The sequence below is a fragment of the Pseudomonas benzopyrenica genome (assembly GCF_036884265.1).
GTDB classification, from domain to species: domain Bacteria; phylum Pseudomonadota; class Gammaproteobacteria; order Pseudomonadales; family Pseudomonadaceae; genus Chryseomonas; species Chryseomonas benzopyrenica.
Genome location: NZ_CP145723.1, coordinates 729,920 through 748,800, shown reverse-complemented (window position 1 = coordinate 748,800; position 18,881 = coordinate 729,920). Strand labels below are relative to the sequence as shown.

The following is an 18,881-nucleotide window of genomic DNA, read 5'->3' as shown; positions in this document are numbered from 1 at the left end:
AGGTCGGCGCCATGGCCGGCGGCTTCAACCGCTTCCTGGCCTCGCTGCAGGGCCTCATCGGCCAGTTGATCCGCTCGGTGGGCGAGGTGGCCACAGCGGCCGAGCACACCTCCCATATCGCCCAGCGCACCCGCGATGGCGTGGAGCGCCAGCTGCAGGAGATCGACCAGCTGGCCACCGCCATGCAGGAGATGACCGCTACCGCCCAGGACGTGGCCGGTAATGCCGGTCGCGCGGCACGCGCCGCCACCGAGGCGGACGGCGCGGTCAACGAAGGTCAGCGCCTGGTGCAGCAGAACGTCGCCAGCAGCGCCGCCCTCGCCGAGGAGATCGAGCGTGCGGTGGAGCAGGTGCGCCGGGTCGCCGAGGACAGCGAGAACATCGGCTCCATCCTCACCACCATCAATGGCATCGCCGAGCAGACCAACCTGCTGGCGCTCAACGCCGCCATCGAGGCGGCCCGCGCCGGCGAACAGGGCCGTGGCTTCGCCGTGGTGGCCGACGAGGTGCGCAACCTGGCGCAAAAGACCCAGGTCGCCACCGGCGAGATCCAGAGCATGATTCAGCGCCTGCAGCAGGGCACCCGCGAGGCGGTGACGGTGATGCAGGCCAGCGGCGCCCAGACCAGCACCCAGGTCGCCCAGACCGAGGCCACCCGGCGCGCTCTGGACACCATCCTGGCGGCGGTGAGCGAAATCACCAGCATGAATCTGCAGATCGCCAGCGCCGCCGAGGAGCAGAGCGCGGTGGCCGAGGACATCAATCGCAACGTGGTCAATATCGGCCAGAGCGCCCAGGCGGTCCACGGCGAAGCCGACAGCGCCTCCCGCGCCGGCCAGCAACTGCGCGAACTGGCCGAGCAGCAACGCCAGCTGGCGGGACGTTTCCGCGTCTAGCAAGGCTATTTGCGCGCCCCCGCCGCTCCCCTTGGGAGGGGGTTCGTCGGCAGCGATGCGCCGCTAAAAACCTAAAGGTAGCGCGGTGCACTGCCGATAACCTCGCGCCACCCAAGCACTGGAGTGTTGTCGATGTCTTTCCGCTCAGTCCGTACGACCATCACGCTGCTCTCGGGGAGCTGCATCCTGGCCGTGGTCATGGCGCTCGTCGGTTATGTGCTCTTTGCCGGCATGCGCACCCAAAGCCTGGTCGACACCCATACCGCCCAGCTTGCCGAGCGTGCTGCCCAGGCCCGGTTGGATGCCCAGGCCCAGGCGATTGCCGGCAGCCTGATGCAGAAGCTGGATCTGCCGCTCACGGTCGCCCGCGGTATCGCTCAACTCAATGCCCAGGCCGACAGCAGCGCCGAACGGCCCCTGCGGATCGACCGTGAAGGCCTCAACAACCTGCTCCAGCAGACCCTGCTCGGCAATCCCGAACTGCTCGACGTCTACGCGGGCTGGGAGCCCAATGCCTTCGACGGCGCGGATGCCCAGTACGCCGGACGCAGCGAAGCCGGCTATGACGCCACGGGTCGCTTCATGCCCTGGTGGTATCGCACACCCGAGGGCGGCCTGAAGGTGGAACCCCTGGGGCCGACCATGGAAAGCCAGACGGTGCTGCCCACCGGGGTCCGCGAGGGTGAGTACTACCTTTGCCCGCGGCAGAGCCTCAAGCCCTGCATCGTCGATCCGGCACCCTACGAGATGAATGGACAGAAGATCCTGATGTCCTCCTTCAACGTGCCCATTCTCGTCAAGGGTGCCTTCAAGGGCGTGGTGGGCGCCGACCTGTCCCTGGCCTTTATCCAGGAGCAGCTCAAGCAGGCCAACGCCGGTCTCTACGAGGGCGCGGGCAGCATGGCGCTGGTCGCCAACCGCGGCACCCTGGTGGCCTATACCCGGGATCCCAAGGCGCTCGGTCAGCCGGCCGCGCAGATACTCGGCGACGCGGCCCAGGGCCTGGCGCAACTCGGCGATGGGGTGACCCGCCGCTTCGATAGCCAACACGACCTCTATCAGGTGTATCTGCCGCTGCGCCTGGGCAACAATGCCACCACCTGGACGTTGATCCTGCAGCTGCCCCGCGCGGCGGTGCTCAGCGATCTGCATCTCCTGCAACAGGCCCTCGGCGAGCAACGCCGTACTGATATGGCCGGCATGCTGCTGGTGGGCCTGCTGGTGGCTGGCGGCGGCCTGCTGCTGCTCTGGCTGGTCAGCCTGCGCATCGCCCGCCCGCTGCGGCAGATGGTGGCCATGCTCGACGACATCGCCAAGGGCGATGGGGACCTGACCCAGCGGCTGACGGTCAATCGCCGCGACGAACTCGGTGCCATCGCCAGCGGTTTTAATGCCTTCCTCGGTTCGCTGCAGCACCTCATCGGTCAGCTGGTACATTCGGTCAGCGACGTGAACACGGCCGCCACCCAGACCTCCAACATCGCCCAGCGTACCCGCGATGGCGTGCAGCGCCAGCTGCAGGAGATCGACCAGGTGGCCACCGCCATGCAGGAGATGACCGCCACCGCCCAGGATGTCGCCAGCAATGCCGGACGCGCCGCCCAGGCGGCCACCCAGGCCGATAGCGCCGTGAGCGAAGGCCAGCGTGTGGTGCGGCAGAATGTCAGCGACTGCGCCACCCTCGCCGCGGAAATCGAGCGCGCCGTGACCCAGGTACGCCGGGTGGCCGATGACAGCGAGAACATCGGTTCCATCCTCACCACCATCAACGGCATCGCCGAGCAGACCAATCTGCTGGCGCTCAACGCGGCCATCGAGGCGGCCCGGGCCGGCGAGCAGGGCCGTGGCTTCGCCGTGGTGGCCGATGAGGTGCGCACCCTGGCGCAAAAGACCCAGGTCGCCACCGGCGAGATCCAGAGCATGATCCAGCGCCTGCAGAGCGGCACCCGGGAGACCGTGGCGCTGATGCAGAACAGCCATGCCCAGACCAGCAATCAGGTGGAACAGACCCAGGCGGCCAGCCGGGCCCTGGAGGTCATCCTCACCGCCGTGGGTGAGATCACCGAAATGAATCTGCAGATCGCCAGCGCCGCCGAGGAGCAGAGCGCGGTGGCCGAGGACATCAATCGCAACGTGGTCAACATCGGCCAGGCGGCCAATGGCGTACACGACCAGGCTGATCAGGCCACCCGCGCCGGTAGCCACCTGAGCGAACTGGCCGAACGGCAGCGCCAGTTGGCGGCGCGCTTCAAGGTCTAGCGGGTCACAAGGGCGTCAAACACTCCGGCCCGTCTACCTCGGGCCGGTTGACGATGTTGGCCAAGACCCGCTCGCGCAGCGGCATGCCGCCCGCGGCCAACAGCTCCTGCAGGGCTTCGGGCGTGCTGTCCGGATCCTGCCAGAGGGCACGACCCGCTGCATCGAGCAGAATGGGGCGGCGCAGCGGACCGGCCGCCTGGGTGACCATGGCCACCGACAGCCAGAGCTGATCCCCGGCCGGATAGGCCTCCCAGAGCGCGGCGAACCAGGCCAGGGGTTCGCCATTGAGCATCCAGTAGGGCCGCTTGCGGTGGCCACCGCGCCATTCGTAGAAGCCGTTGGCCGGCAGCAGACAGCGCCGCAGGCGAAAGGGCTCGCGAAACATCGGCTGGGTGGCCAGGCTTTCGGCGCGGGCATGGGTGGGGGTGCGGGACAGATCGGTGAGCCAGGGCGGCGTCAGCCCCCAGCGACCGCTGTCGACCCGCTCGCCCTCGGCGGTCCGCCGCTGCAGCAGTACCTGCTGGTGGGGCGAGATGTTCCAGCGCGGGGGATGCTTGTCGGGAAAACCCGGCAAGCCGGCGAATTCAGCGGGCCAGCGGAACAGGGCGTAGCGTCCGGACATGAAAACCTTTCAACAAATGAGGATGCCCTGCTCGGGAGAAGGATCCTCTCCCGGCAGGGGCGTGGCGGCATTGTACGCGGCGATCAGCGCCTGCGCGCGCTGCGCCTCTTCGTCCTCGACCAGCAGGCCAAGCAAGCCCACCGCGGGCAGATCGCCGATGCCACCGAGCAGATGGCGCCCGGCGAGAAAGCCGCTGATGCCCTCGCTGGCAAGCACCGCCAGGAGCAATTCGCCTTCGTGCAGCGAACCCGGCTCATAGATGCGGCGCATCAGTCGTCCTCCCGCCGAACCTCGAGATTCCAGTCCTCGCCATCGGTGTGCAGGCCGAAGCGGATCGGTCGGCAGCAGACTTCACAGTCCTCGTAGTAGTCCTGGTCACCGCCGCTGAGGTCGAGCACCACCTCGCCCGGTTCGCCGCAATAAGGGCAATCGTATTCCTGGCTTTCCAGCATCTGCCTGCACTCCTTGACCGCCAACCTGCCGCCCATCCGGCCCCTGACGCTTGCATCTGGCGCCACGCCCACTACTATGGCCGCCGGAATTTCTACAAGAGAACACCATGGGCGAGTTCGAAGCCATTCGACCCTATAACGACGCGGAAGTCCCCGGGGTTCTGGCCCGCCTGATCGACGACGACCACTTCATCGGCATCCTTGCCGGCTACCGGTTCCCGCGCCTGTCCAAGGGACTCGGCTGGGTAGTGCGCCCCCTGCTGCGCACCCGCCTGCGCCAGGAACTGAGTGGTATCCAGAGCGTCGCGGCGCTGCAGGACAAGCTCGAACCCTATGTGGATCGCGCCATCGAGAAGGCCTCGGACGGCGTCACCTACTCGGGCATCGACCAATTGCGCAGTGGTCGCGCCTATCTGTTCCTGGCCAACCACCGCGACATCGTGATGGACCCGGCCTTCGTCAACTATGCCGTCTACCACGCCGGTCTGCCAACGCCGCGCATCGCCATCGGCGACAACCTGCTGCAGAAGCCCTTCGTCAGCGACCTGATGCGGCTGAACAAGAGCTTCATCGTGCACCGCTCCATCAGCGGTCGCCGCGAAAAGCTGGCGGCGTACCAGAACCTGTCCGCCTACATCAATCACTCGATCCGCCAGGACGGCCAGTCCATCTGGATCGCCCAGGCCGAGGGCCGGGCCAAGGACGGCGACGACCGCACCGATTCGGCCATCCTCAAGATGTTCCACATGAGCTGCAAGGACGAGCCCTTCGCCGAGCTGGTCAAGGCGCTCAACATCGTGCCGGTGTCCATCAGCTACGAATTCGATCCCTGCGACCAGGCCAAGGCCCGCGAATTGCACATCCGCGCCACCACCGGCAGCTACACCAAGGCGCCGGGCGAGGACGACGTCAGCATCGCCCTGGGTATCACCGGCTACAAGGGCCGGGTGCACGTGGCCTTTGGCGAGCCGGTGAGCGGCGAATTCGAGGACGCCAAGGCGCTGGCCCAGGAAATGGACCGGCAGATCCTCGGCAACTACCGGCTGTTTCCGGCCAGCTACCTGGCCTATGCCGCCTGGGATGGCCGCGATGCGGAGCTGGCCGTGCCCGCCGTGGACGCCCTGTTTCCGGCCGAGGAGATCGAGGTCGCCCGTGCCGAATGGGAAAGACGCCTGGCCGAATGCCCGGCGGAGTACCGGGCACAACTGGTGCGCCAGTACGCCCAGCCGGTGCTGAACAAGTACCGCGTGCTGGCCGGCCTGGAATAGTCGCCAGCCACCCACGAAAAAGCCCGGTCGGTGCCGGGCTTTTTTGTGGGCCTCAGGTTTTCAGCGACCGCTGAGCACCTGCACCACGGTCGGATCCTTGAACACCCGGGTCAGGGCATCGCTCAGCACATCGCTGACCAGCTTGGTGTTGGCCTCGGCGTTGGGTGCCATGCCGAAACGCTGGTTGAGGCTGGCGCCATAGCGCCCCCGGTAGCCGCGTTGGCTGTTGCGCACGTCCACCTGGAAGGCCGCGGCGACGTCGGAGGCGGTGACGTACAGTTCCTTGGGCGACTGGTAGTTCAGCTCGGCCAGGGTCAGGGTCAGCTGGGGCGCACCCGGGCCGGCATTGGGCGACGGGGTGAAGCCCATCTGGCGTACGGCCTTCTCGGCTTCCGCCTGCAGCTTGGGAATCACGTCCTGGGTCTGCACCACCACCACGCTGGTGTCGGGATAGAGCCCGCCACGGGTGCCCAGGGTGAAGGAGGAGCGACCGTCGACCACGCGGACCGAGACCGGCTGGCCCTGGCCGACCGGCGCGATGGGCGCGGTGATCTGGGGTTGCGGACTCAATTGCTGAGGGCTGCTGGCACAGCCGGCCAGGGTCAGACCAGTGGCGGCGAGCAGGCCGAGCAACAGGCGATAGCGCATGCAGAAACTCCAGAGAAAGGGACAGGGGGCAGTATACCCAGCCCCCCAGCGGCGTCGATAGACGGGGATGGCGGACAAGGAAACGCCGGCTCGGGCCGGCGTCTCTTCAAACCAGGGTCAGGGCTTGGCCGCCAGGGGCGGTCGGGTCTGGCTGCGTTCCAGCCAGCCACCGCCGAGCGCCTTGTACAGGGTGACCTCGCTGTTGAGCTGGTTGAGTCTGTCGGTGATCAACTGCTGCTGGGCGCTATACAGCGAACGCTGGGCGTCGAGTACCGTGAGGTAGTTGTCGATGCCCTGGCGATAGCGCAGGTTGGCCAGGTCGTAGTATTCCTGGCTGGCCTGCACCAGGTCCTGCTGGGCCTGCAACTGGTCGTCGTAGGTGCCCTTCGCCGCCAGGGCATCGGCCACCTCGCGGAAGGCGGTCTGGATCGACTTCTCGTAGGTGGCGACGTTGATGTCCTTCTGGATCTTGGCCGCATCCAGGCTGGCCTTGAGGCTACCGGCCGTGAAGATCGGGATGTTGATGCTCGGCGAGAAGGTCCAGTAGCCGGAGCCGGCGTCGAACAGGCCATTGAGATCCCGGCTGGCCGTGCCGCCCTGGGCGGTCAGGCTGATGCGCGGGAAGAAGGCCGCCCGGGCCGCGCCGATGTTGGCGTTGGCGGCGCGCAGCTGCAGCTCGGACTGGAGGATGTCCGGACGCTTCTGCAAGAGATCCGACGGCAGGTTGGCCGGCAGGTCGGCGAGCAGGTCCTTGCCATCCAGGCCCTTGCCTTGCGGCAGGTCCGCCGGGATCGAGGTGCCCAGCAGCAGGGTCAGGGCATTGCGATCCTGGGCCAGCTGGCGGGTGTACTGGGCCAGATTCGCCCGCGCGCCTTCCAGGGCGGTGCGCGACTGGCGCAGGTCCAGCCCGCTGGCCACGCCGTTTTCCACGGTCTGACGGGTCAGGTCGTAGGAGCGCTGGTAGGCGGCGAGGGTCTCGCGGGTCAGTTGCAGCATGCGCTGGTCGGTGAGCCAGGCGTAGTAGGCGTTGGCTACTTCCGAGACCAGGGAGATCTGGGTGCTGCGGCGTCCTTCGCTGGTGGCGAAGTAGTTGAGCAGCGCCTGCTCGCTGAGGCTGCGCAGGCGCCCGAACAGGTCCAACTCATAGGAGGTGAAACCCAGGGTCACGCTGTACTGGCTGCTGATGCTGCCACCGCCGCCACCCCCCGCGCCATCGGCGCTGTTGCCGGCGAGCAGTTCGCGGATGGCGGAGACCTGGCTCAGGTCCTCGGGTGACCGGGTACGGGTCCCGGTGCCGCTGACGCCGATGTCGGGAAACAGCTCGGCGCGCTGCACGCGGTATTGCGCCTGATACAGCCGCACGTTCAGGGCGGCCTGGCGCAGGTCGCGGTTGTTGTCCAGCGACAGCTGGATCAACTGCTGCAGCGCCGGGTCGCGATAGAAATCGCGCCAGCCGATGTCGGCCGCCTGCTGGTCGCGATTGACCGTCAGGGCATCGTAGGCCTGGCCGTGGGGCCAGGCGTTCTCCACCGGCGCATTGGGCCGCTGGTAATCGGGGATCAGGCTGCAGCCGGAGACGGCCAGCATGCCCACGACCACCGCCAAGACAGACTTCTTCATATCAGTGTCCTTCCTTGCCATGGGCTTCCTGGTCCTTGGTGGCCTTGTCCTTGAACAGGCTGCTGACCACCACGTAGAACATGGGAATCCAGAAGATCGCCAGTACCGTGGCGGTGAGCATGCCGCCGATCACGCCGGTACCCACGGCGTGCTGGCTGCCGGAGCTGGCACCCGAGGAGATCGCCAGGGGTACCACGCCCAGGATGAAGGCCATGGAGGTCATGATGATGGGCCGCAGACGCATGCGCGAGGCTTCCACCGCCGCATCGACGATGTTCTTGCCGCCCTCGTGCAGTTCCTTGGCGAATTCCACGATCAGGATGGCGTTCTTCGCCGCGAGGCCGATGGTGGTCAACAGACCCACCTGGAAGAAGACGTCGTTGGCCAGGCCGCGGAAATAGGTGGCCAGCAAGGCCCCCACCACCCCCAGCGGCACCACCAGGATGACCGCGATCGGGATCGACCAGCTCTCGTACAGCGCCGCCAGACAGAGGAACACCACCAGCAGCGACAGCGCATAGAGCGCCGGCGCCTGGGAGCCCGACAGCCGCTCCTCGTAGGACAGCCCGGTCCAGGCGATGCCCACGCCCTGCGGCAGGTCCTTGGCCATGCGCTCGATCTCGGCCATGGCGTCACCGGTGCTGTAGCCAGGCGCCGCGGAACCGAGGATCTCCAGCGAGGAGATGCCGTTGTAGCGCTCCAGCTTGGGCGAGCCGTAGATCCACTCGCCGCGAGCGAAGGCCGATACCGGCACCATCTCGCCCGAGCCGTTGCGCACGTACCACTTGTTGAAGTCCTCGGGATTCATCCGCGCGCTGGCTTCGCCCTGCAGGTACACCTTTTTCACCCGACCGCGGTCGATGAAGTCGTTGACGTAGCTGGAGGCCCAGCCGATGGACAGCGTCTGGTTCACGTCGCTCTGCGACAGGCCCAGCGCCCGTACCTTCTCGTCGTCGACGATGAGCTTGAATTGCGGCTCGTCGTTGAGGCCGTTGGGACGGGTCTGCATCAGCTTGGAATTCTGCGCGGCCATGCCGAGCAGCTGATTACGGGCGGCCATGAGCGCCTCGTGGCCGATGCCGCCCTGGTCCTGCAGATAGAAGTCGAAGCCGGTGGCGTTACCCAGCTCCAGCACCGCCGGCGGGACGATGGCGTAGACGATGGCGTCCTTGATGCCCGACAGGTAGCCCATGGCCCGACCGGCCACGGCGCTGGCGCCGTCTTTGGCATCGGGGCGCTCTTCCCAGGGCTTGAGCTGGATGAAGGCCAGGCCCGAACTCTGGCCGCGACCGGCGAAGTTGAAGCCGTTGACGGTAAACATCGAGCTGACCGCGCTCGCGTCGTTGGTCATCATCATCTCGCGCATGGTGTCGAGCACCTTCTGCGTCCGCTCGGCACTGGAACCCGGCGGCGTGGTGACCTGGGCGAAGATCACACCCTGGTCCTCTTCCGGCAGGAAGGACGACTGGATGCGGGTGAAGAGGAACACCATGACGCCGACGATCAGCACATAGAGCAGCAGGAAGGGCACCTTGTGGCGGATCACCGCGGCCACGCTGCGCTCGTAGCGGTGCTGACCGTTCTCGAAGGTGCGGTTGAACCAGCCGAAGAAGCCGCGCTTCTCGTGATGACCCTGCTTGACCGGCTTGAGCATGGTGGCGCACAGCGCCGGGGTCAGGATCAGCGCCACCAGCACCGACAGCACCATGGAGGAGACGATGGTGATGGAGAACTGGCGATAGATCACCCCGGTGGAGCCGCCAAAGAAGGCCATGGGCACGAACACCGCCGACAGCACCAGGGCGATACCGACCAGGGCACCCTGGATCTGGCCCATGGACTTGCGTGTCGCCTCCTTGGGCGAGAGCCCCTCCTCGGCCATCACCCGCTCGACGTTTTCCACCACCACGATGGCGTCGTCCACCAGCAGGCCGATGGCCAGCACCATGCCGAACATGGTCAGGATGTTGATGGTGAAACCGGCGGCCAGGAGCACCGCGAAGGTACCCAGGAGCACCACGGGTACGGCGATGGTGGGAATCAGGGTGGCCCGGAAGTTCTGCAGGAACAGGAACATCACCAGGAACACCAGCAGGATCGCCTCGCCCAGGGTCTTGACCACCTCGTGGATCGAGGCGGTCACCACCGGGGTGGTGTCATAGGGATAGACCACTTCCATGCCCGGAGGCATGAAGGGCTTGAGGCGATCGATGGTAGCGCGGACCGCCTTGGCGGTGTCCAGGGCATTGGCGCCGGTGGCCAGACGCAGGGCCATGCCGGAGGCCGGCTTGCCGTTGAACTGGGCATCGATGGAGTAGTTTTCGCCGCCCAGCTCGACCCGCGCCACGTCGCGCAGGCGCACCTGGGCGCCGCTCTGGTCCACCTTGAGGAAGATCTTGCCGAATTCCTCGACGCTGGTCAGGCGGGTCTTGCCGATGATGGTGGCGTTGAGCTGCTGTCCCGGCACCGCCGGCAGGCCGCCGAGCTGACCGGAGGCGATCTGCACGTTCTGGCTCTGGATGGCGGCGCTGACGTCGACCGGGGTCAGCTGATACTTCACCAGCTTCTGCGGATCCAGCCAGATGCGCATGGCGTACTGGGCGCCGAACACCTGAAAGTCACCGACCCCCGTGGTCCGCGCGATGGGGTCGCGCATGTTGGAGACGATGTAGTTGGACAGGTCTTCCTTGGTCAGGGAGCCGTCCATGGACACCAAGCCCACCACCATCATGAAGTTGCGCTGGTACTTGGCGACGCGCATGCCCTGCTGCTGAACTTCCTGCGGCAGCAGCGGCGTCGCCAGCTGCAGCTTGTTCTGCACCTGGACCTGAGCGATGTCGGGGTTGGTACCCTGGTTGAAGGTCACGATGATGGTCATGCTGCCGTCGGAGTTGGACTCCGAGGAGATGTACCTGAGGTTGTCGATCCCGTTCATCTGCTGTTCGATGACCTGGACCACGGTGTCCTGCACCGTCTGCGCCGAGGCGCCCGGGTAGCTCACCTGGATCGAGACCGCCGGTGCGGCGATGTTCGGGTACTGGTTGATCGGCAGATTGAGGATCGACAGGATGCCGGCGAGCATGATCACCAGGGCGATCACCCAGGCGAAGATGGGCCGGTCGATGAAGAACTTGGACATCGGGCGCTCCCCTTACTGACCCTGACCCGCCGGCTTCTGCTCGGCGGAGGCGATGTTGCTCGCCGGCTTGGTGGTGACGGTGGCACCCGGCTTGATCTTTTGCAGCCCTTCGGTGATGACCTTGTCACCGGCCTTGAGGCCATCGGTGACCAGCCAATCGGAGCCCACGGTGCGCTCGGTCTTGAGGATCCGCTGCTCTACCTTGCCTTCGCCGTTGACCACCATGGCGGTGGGCTGACCCTTGAGGTCGCGGGTCACGCCCTGTTGCGGCACCAGCAGGGCATTCTGGCGAACGCCGGACTGCAGCTGGGCCCGCACGAACATGCCGGGCAGCAGCAGTTTGTCGGGGTTGGGGAATTCGGCACGGATAGTCACCGAGCCGGTGCCCTGGTCCACCGACACCTCAGCGAACTTGAGCTTGCCGGAACGGCTGTAGGCGCTGCCGTCTTCCAGCATCAGCTTGACCTCAGCGGCGTTCTCGCCCTGCACGCGCTGCAGCTGACCGCTGTCCAGTTCGCGGCGCAGGCGCAGCAGGTCGGTGGCGGACTGGGTCACGTCGACATAGATGGGGTCCAGCTGGGTGATGCTGGTCAGGGCGGTGGTCTGGTCGGCGGTGACCAGGGCGCCTTCGGTCATCATCGAACGCCCGATACGGCCGGAGATGGGCGCGGCGACCTTGGTGTAGGCCAGGTTGATCTCGGCGTTGCGCAGGGCGGCCCTGGCCGATTCCACCTGGGCTTCGTTCTGCCGCTGCATGGACAGGGCATCGTCAGCTTCCTGCTTGCTGATCGCCTGCTCCTTGACCAGGGCGCCATAGCGCTGGGCCTTGAGCCGGTTGGAGGCCAGGGTCGCCTGGGCCTGAGCCAGGGAGGCCTTGGCCGAATTGACGTTGGCTTCGTAGGTGCGCGGATCGATCTGATAGAGCTGGGTGCCGGCCTTCACGTCGGCGCCTTCGGTGAAGTAGCGCTTGAGCAGGATGCCGCTCACCTGCGGCCGCACCTCGGCGATGCGGAAGGCCGCGGTGCGCCCGGGCAATTCGTCGGTCAGGGTCACGGTGCGTGGTTCCATCGTCACCACCCCGACTTCCGCGGGCTTCTGCTGCTGTTGCTGCTGGTCCTTGTTGTCCTGCTTGCCGCAGGCGCCCAGGGCCAGGGCTACGGCCAGCAGGGCGGGGGCGAAAAAGGCATGCGCCGGCTTGATCTGCATATCAAAAGTCCTTGAAAGCTGGGAAATGAGCATGCGCAGCGCGCCTTGTGGATCCGCACCGGCTCGAGCATAGGAATTATTATCAGACAAATATACTTACGTTCACGACTGTTTGTAAATAACCCAAGTGCCATGCTCGGGTATTTCGCCGGATGCTTCGACGCTTCATGAACACGGCGATGGCGACAAAGCCAGGCGGTGCGACCGACCTGGGTAGCAGACCATGAGGCCGGAGGCGAGTTCTGCCAGGGGATCGCGCTGCCGCCCCCCTCGTCACCAAAAACGACCGCCCACAAAAATGCCGGACGAATCCGGCATTTTTGGTTACAACCTGGGGGCGTCCCGTTACTGGCGTACGCCTTCGAAGGACAGCATGAATTCCACTTCCTGGGACTTCGGACCGAGGTCCTTCTGGATGTTGAAATCCTTGAGCTTGAGGGTAGTGGTGCCCTCGAAGCCGGCGCGGTAGCCGCCCCACGGATCCTTGCCCTCGCCCATGAAGTGGGCCTTGATGGTGACCGGCTTGGTCACGCCGTTCAGGGTCAGGTTGCCGGTGACATCGGCAGTGCCGTCGCCGGTGGGGGTGACCTTGGTGGATTCGAAGCTGGCCTGGGGATGGGCGGCGACGTTGAGGAAGTCGGCGCTGCGCAGGTGCTTGTCGCGCTCGGCGTGGTTGGTGTCGACGCTGTCGGTGTTGATGGTCACCTTGACCTTGTCGGCGGACGGATCCTTGGCATCGAAGCTGAAGGTGCCGTCGAAGTCCTTGAAGGTGCCGTACAGCCAGCTGTAGCCCAGGTGCTGGATGCGGAATTGGATGAAGGCGTGCTGGCCCTGCTTGTCGATCTTGTAATCGGCGGCCATGGCTTGGCCAGCGCCCAGCAGAGCGGTACCCAGGGCCAGGGCGGCAACGGTTTTCTTCAGCATTGGATGGAGCTCCATGTGGTGGTGGGAAGCGAACATCAGGAAGGAGTGTGGACCCGGCCGAGCATCCGGACCAGGGTGCCGTCGCGGTCGACGAAATGGTGCTTGAGCGCGGCCACCACGTGCAGACCGGCCAGGACGATCAGCGTCCAGGCGAACCAGAGGTGGATCTTGCCGGCGGTATCGGCCTGATCCGGCAGGCCGCTCAGGGTCGCCGGGACCTTGAACCAGCCGAAGACATCGATGGCCACGCCATCGGCGGTGGAGATCAGGTAGCCGGCCACCATGACGCTGAGCATCAGCCCATAGAGCAGGAAGTGCCCGGCACCCGCCGCGCGACGTACCAGCGGGCTGCCCTCCACCGGCGGCGGCGGACTGACCAGGCGCCAGAGCAGGCGCAGCACCAGGGCGATCAGCAAGAGAATGCCGGCGCTCTTATGCAGTTCGGGGGCGGTGTGGTACCAGGTGTCGTAGTAGTCCAGGGTGCGCATCCACAGGCCGGAGGCGAACATGGCGACGATCACCAGGGCCATGACCCAATGCAGAACCAGACTTACCAGACCGTAGCGAAGGCCGTCGTTGCGCCAGTGCATCGCTTTTCTCTCCTGAAAAAGCTTTGCCTAAGCCTAGCCGCAAACGTATCGATGGAAAGCGGAAAAAGTGTCGAATCAATATCGAAGGAATCGATGGATCGGACGACGCGCGAGCGCCCCGTCCGCTCAGGCCCAGAGGCTGCGCAGGGGCAGCGTCCGGGTTCGGGTCACGCTCAGAACGACCAGTGGAACAGCTTCCAGAAGAAGCCGTGCTCGCCACTGTCCTTGGCCGGCGCGGCCTCGGTGGCCTTGGGCGCAGCAGCCGGCTGGGCGGTGTTCTTGGCACTGGCCGCGACCGGCACCACGGCCTTGCCGGCCTTGAGGTCGCGGACCTGGCCGGCGGCGCGCTGACCGCTGGCGAGGGCGCCTTCCAGGGTGCCCGGGTGCAGCGGATCGGTGTGCTCGCCAGCGAAGATCACCCGGCCGGTGGGCTTTTCCCACAACCGCCAGTAGCGGGTGATCTGGCCCGGACCATAGGCCAGGTAGGCGCCGCCCAGGCCCGGATCGCGGCTGTAGCGGCGGACTTCGTAGCCGGAGAAGGCGCCGCGCGCCTTGGGATAGAATGCATGGAAGCGGATCAGCACCTGGTCGACCATCTGCTTGTCGCCAAAGGCCTGCACCAGGCGCGCGCTGTCACCGGCCAGGTTGACCAGCACATTGGCGCCGCCCTTCACGTCCGGCTCCACCCACAGCATGCCCAGGCCCTGGTCGCTGTAGATCTCGCCGCTCATGCGCGACTTGCTGTCCCATACCGGGGTCTTGAACTTGAGCAGGATCTGGTCACGCCAGCCATAGGTGGTGCCCTTGATCGCCGCCTGCTGGGTGGCGTCCAGCGCCGGGGTCATCTGCACCTGGCCGAGGGCGCGCAGCGGCACTGCCATCACCACGTAGTCGGCCTTGTAGCCGGTGGCCCCGGCCTTGACCACGACGCCGTCCTTGTCCTGGACGATGCTCGCTACCTTGCTGTCGGTCTTGATCGTCTTGATCTGCTTGACGAAGGCCTGGGCCAGCACCTCGCTACCGCCGGGCAGGCGCGACGCGCGCAGGTCCTTGTCCTCGACGCCGCGATAGACACGGGTCTGCTGGGCCAGATAGAGCAGCGACAGCCGTGAGGGCTCGTCGTAGCGGACACGGATGCGCTGGTTGATCAGCTGGCGGGCCACCGGCGGCAGATTCTGCTTGTCCAGCCAGGTGGCGGCGTTGATCTGGTCGAGGGCGTGCAGGGTCGGGGTGGCGGTCGGCTGCAGCGGATCGCTGATGGCGGCGGCCAGGTCGTCCAGGGACTTGTCGACGCGCTTCAGGGCATCGGCCACGGCCGGCATCTTCTGCGCCAGGTCGTCCTGGGAATAGTACTGACCCTCGATCAGATAGCCCGGGGTGCGCACGAAGGACGGCGCGTCCACGGTCTTGAGCTTGAAGGTGTCCAGATAATGATTGAGCACCGGCTGGGCCTTGGTATCGCCGATCCATTCGCTGGAGGCGAGACCGGAACGACCGCCGACGCGCGCGCCGGCTTCCAGCAGGGTCACGTTCCAGCCGGCCTGCTGCAGTTCATAGGCCGAGGCCAGACCGGCCATGCCGGCGCCGACCACGATCACCGAGGGACCACTGGGCGCGACGGGTACCGCGGCAGCCTTTTCCGGCGCCTTATGCGCCTCTTTATGGGCCTTCTCGGCGGCGCCTGTGCTCAGGCTGGTAGCGAATACGCCGGCTGCCAAGCAGACGGTAAAACCTGTCCAACGCGACGACATCTTTTCTAGACTCCTGGGACCGGGAAACGGCGGTGGCGCAGCATACGCCAGCGGCTCCGGAGCCACTAGCTGCCGCCACGACCGGCAATCGGCCCGCGCCTTGCTCCCGTCGCGCGCCCTGGCTTAGGCTTGCGCCCCCTTTTATCGCCGGGCCCGCCGCCAGGAGACGCCAATGACCAATCACGACTGGATGCGCCGTGACCTGGAGGTGCTCTGGCACCCCTGCACCCAGATGAAGGATCACGAGCAGCTGCCGGTGATCCCGATCCGCCGCGGCGAAGGCGTCTGGCTGGAGGACTTCGATGGCAACCGCTACCTGGACGCGGTCAGCTCCTGGTGGGTCAATGTCTTCGGCCACGCCAATCCGCGCATCAACGAACGCATCAAGGCCCAGGTCGACCAGCTGGAGCACGTCATCCTCGCCGGCTTCAGTCATCAGCCGGTGATCGAGTTGTCCGAGCGCCTGGTCGCCCTGACCCCGGCCGGTCTCGACCGGGTGTTCTATGCCGACAACGGCTCCTCGTGCATCGAGGTGGCGCTGAAGATGAGCTATCACTACTGGCGCAACGTGGGCCAGCCGGAAAAGCGTCGCTTCGTCACCCTGACCAACAGCTACCACGGCGAGACGGTGGCGGCCATGTCGGTGGGTGACGTGGCGCTGTTCACCGAGACCTACCAGGGCCTGTTGCTGGACACCCTCAAGGTGCCCAGTCCCGATTGCTACCTACGCCCCGAGGGCCTGGGCTGGGAAGCGCACTCGCGGCAGATGTTCGCGCACATGGAGCGCACCCTGGCCGAGCATCACGCCAGCGTCGCCGCGGTCATCGTCGAGCCGCTGATCCAGGGCGCCACCGGCATGCGCATGTACCACCCGGTCTATCTGCGCCTGTTGCGCGAGGCCTGCGACCGCTATGGCGTGCACCTGATCCATGACGAGATCGCCGTGGGCTTCGGTCGCACCGGGACGATGTTCGCCTGCGAACAGGCCGGCATCCGTCCGGATTTCCTCTGCCTGTCCAAGGCCCTCACCGGCGGCTACCTGCCACTGGCCGCCTGCCTGACCACCGATGCCGTCTACCAGGCCTTCTACGACGACTACCACACCCTGCGCGCCTTCCTGCATTCCCACAGCTACACCGGCAATCCGCTGGCCTGCGCCGCCGCCCTGGCGACCCTGGACATCTTCGCCCAGGACGACATCATCGAAGTCAACAAACCCCTGGCCCGACGCATGGCCGAGGCCACCGCGCACTTGGTCGATCATCCCCACGTTGGCGAGGTGCGCCAGACCGGCATGGCCCTGGCCATCGAGATGACCGCCGACAAGGCCCGCCGCACGCCCTACCCCTGGCAGGAGCGCCGCGGCCTGGCCGTCTATCAGCACGCCCTCTCCCGCGGTGCCCTGTTGCGCCCCCTGGGCAACGTGGTCTACTTCCTGCCGCCCTATGTCATCACCCCCGAGCAGATCGACTTCCTCGCCGAGGTGGCGAGCGAAGGCATCGACCTCGCCACCCGCACCTCGGTCAGCGTCGCCCTGAGCGACCTGCACCCCAACCACCGCGATCCCGGCTGATCTGGAGTCCGCCATGCGTCTCACCCGCTGCCACCTCGACCTGCCCCTGGCCCTCGGCCGCCTCGACCTCCCCGAGGCCCAGGCTCACTACCTGGGCCGCGTGCTGCGCCTGGCACCGAGGGATGCCGTGCAGCTGTTCGACGGCAGCGGCCGGGAGTACCTCGGCCAGGTCGCCGCGGTGGGCAAGAAAACCCTCAGCGTCGACCTGACCGAGGAACTGCCCGGCCAGCCCGATTCGCCGCTGCGGATCCACCTCGGCCAGGGCCTGTCCCGCGGCGAGCGCATGGACTGGGCGATCCAGAAGGCCACCGAACTGGGGGTGGCCGAGATCACTCCGCTGGTCAGCGAACGCTGCGAGGTGCGCCTCAAGGATGAACGCGCCGACAAACGCCTGCAGCACTGGCGCCAGGTCGCCATCAGCGCCTGCGAGCAGTGCGGTCGTTCCTCGGTGCCGGTGATCCATCCGCCACAGCTGCTGGCCGACTGGCAGACCGGGCTGGATGCCGACCTCAAGCTGGTCTTGCACCCGGTGGCCGAGCCGCTGGAAAGCCATGCCCGCCCTACCCGTCTGGCGCTGCTGATCGGTCCCGAAGGCGGCCTCAGCGAGGCCGAAGTCACGGCCGCCCGCGCCGTCGGTTTCCAGCCGGCCCGCCTTGGGCCGCGGGTGCTGCGTACCGAGACCGCGCCGGTGGTGGCCCTGAGCGTGGCCCAGCAACTCTGGGGTGATTTCTAGACCCCCTGATCTGCCCCTCGGGCCGCTGCCCCGCGGCGGTCCGCCCCTTTCCCCACGGATAGTTTTGGAGCCCTGGATGACCCTACCCTCTCGCCCCTACGCCGCCTTCCTGTTCGACATGGACGGTACCCTGCTCACCAGCGTGGCCTCCGCCGAACGCGCCTGGAGCACCTGGGCCCTCGGCCATGGCCTCAACCCGGCGGACGTCCTGGCGGTGATGCACGGCGTGCGCGCGGTGGAGACGGTGAAGCGCTTCGCGCCCGCCGGCGCCGATATCGAAGCCGAGACCCGCGCCATCACCGAACTGGAGATCGCCGATGTCGCGGACATCCAGGAAATCCCCGGGGCCGCGGCCTTTCTCGCCAGCCTGCCGGCCGGCAGCTGGGCGCTGGTCACCTCGGCGTCACGCCGCCTGGCCGAAGTCCGCCTGGCCGCCGCGGGCATGGCTCTGCCGCCGGTGATGATCTGCGCCGAGGACGTCACCCAGGGCAAACCCGCGCCGGACTGCTTCCTGGCGGGGGCGCGCAAGCTGGGCGTGGAGATCGGTGATTGCCTGGTGTTCGAGGATGCCCATGCCGGCTTTGCCGCGGCCAAGGCGGCCGGCGCCGATGCCGTGGCCATCACCGCCACCCATCGCAAGCCGTTGGACCTGGGGTTGCCGACCCTGGCCGACTATCGCGGCGTCGGCATCAGCCGTGAAGAAAACGGCGCGATGCGCCTGACCCGACAGGACTAGAACACACCCGCGGCGGCGAGGCGCTCTTCCACCCCGATCAGATCGGGGATGCGCGCCGTGCCGCCTTCGTAGGCCACCGCGCCCAGCTCCAGGGCGGCCAGGGGTACCTCGGCCGCGGCCAGCTCCGGGGTGATGCGCAGCGAACGCGGAATGCTGCGGATCAGCAGGGCCAGGAACCGGACCCGCTCACGCCCACCTAGGGCATTGAGAATGGCCACTCGCGCATGGCGATCGCCGTCGAATTGCGCGGCATGGCCGCTGGAGAGCGCCTCGAAGCTGATCAGCGGCAGGCGCAGATCGCGCCAGGCGACCTGTCCCAGACACCAGTCGGGCTGCACCGGCAGCGGCCGGATCTCGCGGCAGGGCACCAGTTCGGCCACCGCCGCATTGGGCAGCAGCAGGGTGCGATCGGCCAGGGTCAGCAGCAGACCGGTCAGGTGTTCGGCGGGAGCGGCGGTCGACAT

Annotated in this window: 17 protein-coding genes and 1 pseudogene; 7 read left to right on the top strand and 11 right to left on the bottom strand. The window is 66.7% G+C overall.

Features of this window, described 5'->3' with window-relative positions; translation table 11 throughout:
• Positions 1-11: 11 nt before the first annotated feature.
• The 3 genes and pseudogenes from V6W80_RS23940 (at position 12) to V6W80_RS23930 (ending at position 3,155) form a co-directional block, all read left to right on the top strand.
• Positions 12-896 (top strand): methyl-accepting chemotaxis protein, encoded by an 885-nt coding sequence (locus V6W80_RS23940; protein WP_414205832.1) that lies wholly within the window; start codon positions 12-14, stop codon positions 894-896.
• 132 nt (positions 897-1,028) lie between these two features.
• Positions 1,029-2,249, top strand: a pseudogene (locus V6W80_RS23935) (methyl-accepting chemotaxis protein); the annotation flags it as partial.
• A gap of 192 nt (positions 2,250-2,441) precedes the next feature.
• Positions 2,442-3,155 (top strand): methyl-accepting chemotaxis protein, encoded by a 714-nt coding sequence (locus V6W80_RS23930; RefSeq protein WP_414205831.1) that lies wholly within the window; start codon positions 2,442-2,444, stop codon positions 3,153-3,155.
• Between the two features lie 4 nt (positions 3,156-3,159).
• Here V6W80_RS23930 and V6W80_RS03500 read toward each other — a convergent pair whose 3' ends face one another.
• Genes V6W80_RS03500 through V6W80_RS03490 form a run of 3 tightly spaced genes read right to left on the bottom strand, consistent with a single transcriptional unit; the run spans position 3,160 to position 4,229 of the window.
• The gene (locus V6W80_RS03500; protein WP_068382902.1) at positions 3,160-3,777 is read right to left on the bottom strand and encodes an SOS response-associated peptidase; all 618 of its coding nucleotides are present in this window, start codon (positions 3,775-3,777) and stop codon (positions 3,160-3,162) included.
• 9 nt (positions 3,778-3,786) lie between these two features.
• Positions 3,787-4,047, bottom strand: coding sequence for a putative signal transducing protein (locus tag V6W80_RS03495; RefSeq protein WP_017639857.1), 261 nt, complete (start codon positions 4,045-4,047; stop codon positions 3,787-3,789).
• A complete protein-coding gene (locus tag V6W80_RS03490) occupies positions 4,047-4,229 on the bottom strand; it encodes a CPXCG motif-containing cysteine-rich protein (protein WP_017639858.1) in 183 nt (60 codons plus the stop codon). Before V6W80_RS03490 ends, V6W80_RS03495 begins: the two co-directional genes overlap by 1 nt.
• 107 nt (positions 4,230-4,336) lie before the next feature.
• Between V6W80_RS03490 and V6W80_RS03485 the strand changes: the two genes are divergently transcribed.
• Entirely contained in the window at positions 4,337-5,497 is a 1,161-nt protein-coding gene (locus V6W80_RS03485; RefSeq protein ID WP_064307489.1) for a 1-acyl-sn-glycerol-3-phosphate acyltransferase, read from the top strand.
• Between the two features lie 60 nt (positions 5,498-5,557).
• On the opposite strand, the gene V6W80_RS03480 is transcribed toward V6W80_RS03485, so the two are convergent.
• From V6W80_RS03480 to V6W80_RS03450, 7 genes are all read right to left on the bottom strand, one after another.
• Entirely contained in the window at positions 5,558-6,145 is a 588-nt protein-coding gene (locus tag V6W80_RS03480) for a YajG family lipoprotein (RefSeq protein WP_007161696.1), read from the bottom strand.
• Between the two features lie 117 nt (positions 6,146-6,262).
• A complete protein-coding gene (gene adeC / locus V6W80_RS03475; RefSeq protein ID WP_338545849.1) occupies positions 6,263-7,765 on the bottom strand; it encodes an AdeC/AdeK/OprM family multidrug efflux complex outer membrane factor in 1,503 nt (500 codons plus the stop codon).
• A gap of 1 nt (position 7,766) precedes the next feature.
• Positions 7,767-10,904: an efflux RND transporter permease subunit gene (locus V6W80_RS03470; protein WP_257704508.1), complete on the bottom strand. Its 3,138-nt coding sequence runs from the start codon at positions 10,902-10,904 to the stop codon at positions 7,767-7,769.
• 12 nt (positions 10,905-10,916) lie between these two features.
• Complete coding sequence (locus tag V6W80_RS03465; protein WP_160924077.1) at positions 10,917-12,110, bottom strand: efflux RND transporter periplasmic adaptor subunit; 1,194 nt, start codon at positions 12,108-12,110, stop codon at positions 10,917-10,919.
• A 345-nt stretch (positions 12,111-12,455) separates the two neighbouring features.
• The gene (locus V6W80_RS03460; RefSeq protein ID WP_017640964.1) at positions 12,456-13,034 is read right to left on the bottom strand and encodes a YceI family protein; all 579 of its coding nucleotides are present in this window, start codon (positions 13,032-13,034) and stop codon (positions 12,456-12,458) included.
• 35 nt (positions 13,035-13,069) lie between these two features.
• Positions 13,070-13,624: a cytochrome b gene (locus V6W80_RS03455; protein WP_338545848.1), complete on the bottom strand. Its 555-nt coding sequence runs from the start codon at positions 13,622-13,624 to the stop codon at positions 13,070-13,072.
• Positions 13,625-13,797: 173 nt separating this feature from the next.
• Positions 13,798-15,375 (bottom strand): flavin monoamine oxidase family protein, encoded by a 1,578-nt coding sequence (locus V6W80_RS03450; RefSeq protein ID WP_338545847.1) that lies wholly within the window; start codon positions 15,373-15,375, stop codon positions 13,798-13,800.
• 172 nt (positions 15,376-15,547) lie between these two features.
• Between V6W80_RS03450 and V6W80_RS03445 the strand changes: the two genes are divergently transcribed.
• The 3 genes from V6W80_RS03445 (at position 15,548) to V6W80_RS03435 (ending at position 18,417) form a co-directional block, all read left to right on the top strand.
• Positions 15,548-16,948 (top strand): adenosylmethionine--8-amino-7-oxononanoate transaminase, encoded by a 1,401-nt coding sequence (locus V6W80_RS03445; protein ID WP_338545846.1) that lies wholly within the window; start codon positions 15,548-15,550, stop codon positions 16,946-16,948.
• Between the two features lie 13 nt (positions 16,949-16,961).
• Positions 16,962-17,681, top strand: a complete 720-nt coding sequence (locus V6W80_RS03440; RefSeq protein ID WP_338545845.1) for a 16S rRNA (uracil(1498)-N(3))-methyltransferase — start codon at positions 16,962-16,964, stop codon at positions 17,679-17,681.
• A gap of 76 nt (positions 17,682-17,757) precedes the next feature.
• The gene (locus tag V6W80_RS03435) at positions 17,758-18,417 is read left to right on the top strand and encodes an HAD-IA family hydrolase (protein ID WP_338545844.1); all 660 of its coding nucleotides are present in this window, start codon (positions 17,758-17,760) and stop codon (positions 18,415-18,417) included.
• Here the strand turns inward: V6W80_RS03435 and V6W80_RS03430 are convergent.
• Positions 18,414-18,881 carry a chemotaxis protein CheW gene (locus tag V6W80_RS03430; protein WP_017640970.1) on the bottom strand — a complete coding sequence of 156 codons (468 nt, stop codon included), beginning with the start codon at positions 18,879-18,881 and terminating at the stop codon, positions 18,414-18,416. The two genes, V6W80_RS03435 and V6W80_RS03430, sit on opposite strands and share 4 nt — an antisense overlap.

Excerpts from the sequence above, each read along its gene's own strand:
- V6W80_RS23930 (WP_414205831.1), top strand. The coding sequence starts at position 2,442 with ATGCAGGAGATGACCGCCACCGCCCAGGATGTCGCCAGCAATGCCGGA.
- V6W80_RS03430 (WP_017640970.1), bottom strand. The coding sequence starts at position 18,881 with ATGTCGACCGCCGCTCCCGCCGAACACCTGACCGGTCTGCTGCTGACC.
- V6W80_RS03440 (WP_338545845.1), top strand. The coding sequence starts at position 16,962 with ATGCGTCTCACCCGCTGCCACCTCGACCTGCCCCTGGCCCTCGGCCGC.
- V6W80_RS03480 (WP_007161696.1), bottom strand. The coding sequence starts at position 6,145 with ATGCGCTATCGCCTGTTGCTCGGCCTGCTCGCCGCCACTGGTCTGACC.
- V6W80_RS03485 (WP_064307489.1), top strand. The coding sequence starts at position 4,337 with ATGGGCGAGTTCGAAGCCATTCGACCCTATAACGACGCGGAAGTCCCC.
- V6W80_RS03455 (WP_338545848.1), bottom strand. The coding sequence starts at position 13,624 with ATGCACTGGCGCAACGACGGCCTTCGCTACGGTCTGGTAAGTCTGGTT.
- V6W80_RS03490 (WP_017639858.1), bottom strand. The coding sequence starts at position 4,229 with ATGCTGGAAAGCCAGGAATACGATTGCCCTTATTGCGGCGAACCGGGC.
- V6W80_RS03445 (WP_338545846.1), top strand. The coding sequence starts at position 15,548 with ATGACCAATCACGACTGGATGCGCCGTGACCTGGAGGTGCTCTGGCAC.
- V6W80_RS03470 (WP_257704508.1), bottom strand. The coding sequence starts at position 10,904 with ATGTCCAAGTTCTTCATCGACCGGCCCATCTTCGCCTGGGTGATCGCC.
- V6W80_RS03450 (WP_338545847.1), bottom strand. The coding sequence starts at position 15,375 with ATGTCGTCGCGTTGGACAGGTTTTACCGTCTGCTTGGCAGCCGGCGTA.
- V6W80_RS03500 (WP_068382902.1), bottom strand. The coding sequence starts at position 3,777 with ATGTCCGGACGCTACGCCCTGTTCCGCTGGCCCGCTGAATTCGCCGGC.
- V6W80_RS23940 (WP_414205832.1), top strand. The coding sequence starts at position 12 with ATGGCCGGCGGCTTCAACCGCTTCCTGGCCTCGCTGCAGGGCCTCATC.
- adeC (WP_338545849.1), bottom strand. The coding sequence starts at position 7,765 with ATGAAGAAGTCTGTCTTGGCGGTGGTCGTGGGCATGCTGGCCGTCTCC.
- V6W80_RS03460 (WP_017640964.1), bottom strand. The coding sequence starts at position 13,034 with ATGCTGAAGAAAACCGTTGCCGCCCTGGCCCTGGGTACCGCTCTGCTG.
- V6W80_RS03465 (WP_160924077.1), bottom strand. The coding sequence starts at position 12,110 with ATGCAGATCAAGCCGGCGCATGCCTTTTTCGCCCCCGCCCTGCTGGCC.
- V6W80_RS03435 (WP_338545844.1), top strand. The coding sequence starts at position 17,758 with ATGACCCTACCCTCTCGCCCCTACGCCGCCTTCCTGTTCGACATGGAC.
- V6W80_RS03495 (WP_017639857.1), bottom strand. The coding sequence starts at position 4,047 with ATGCGCCGCATCTATGAGCCGGGTTCGCTGCACGAAGGCGAATTGCTC.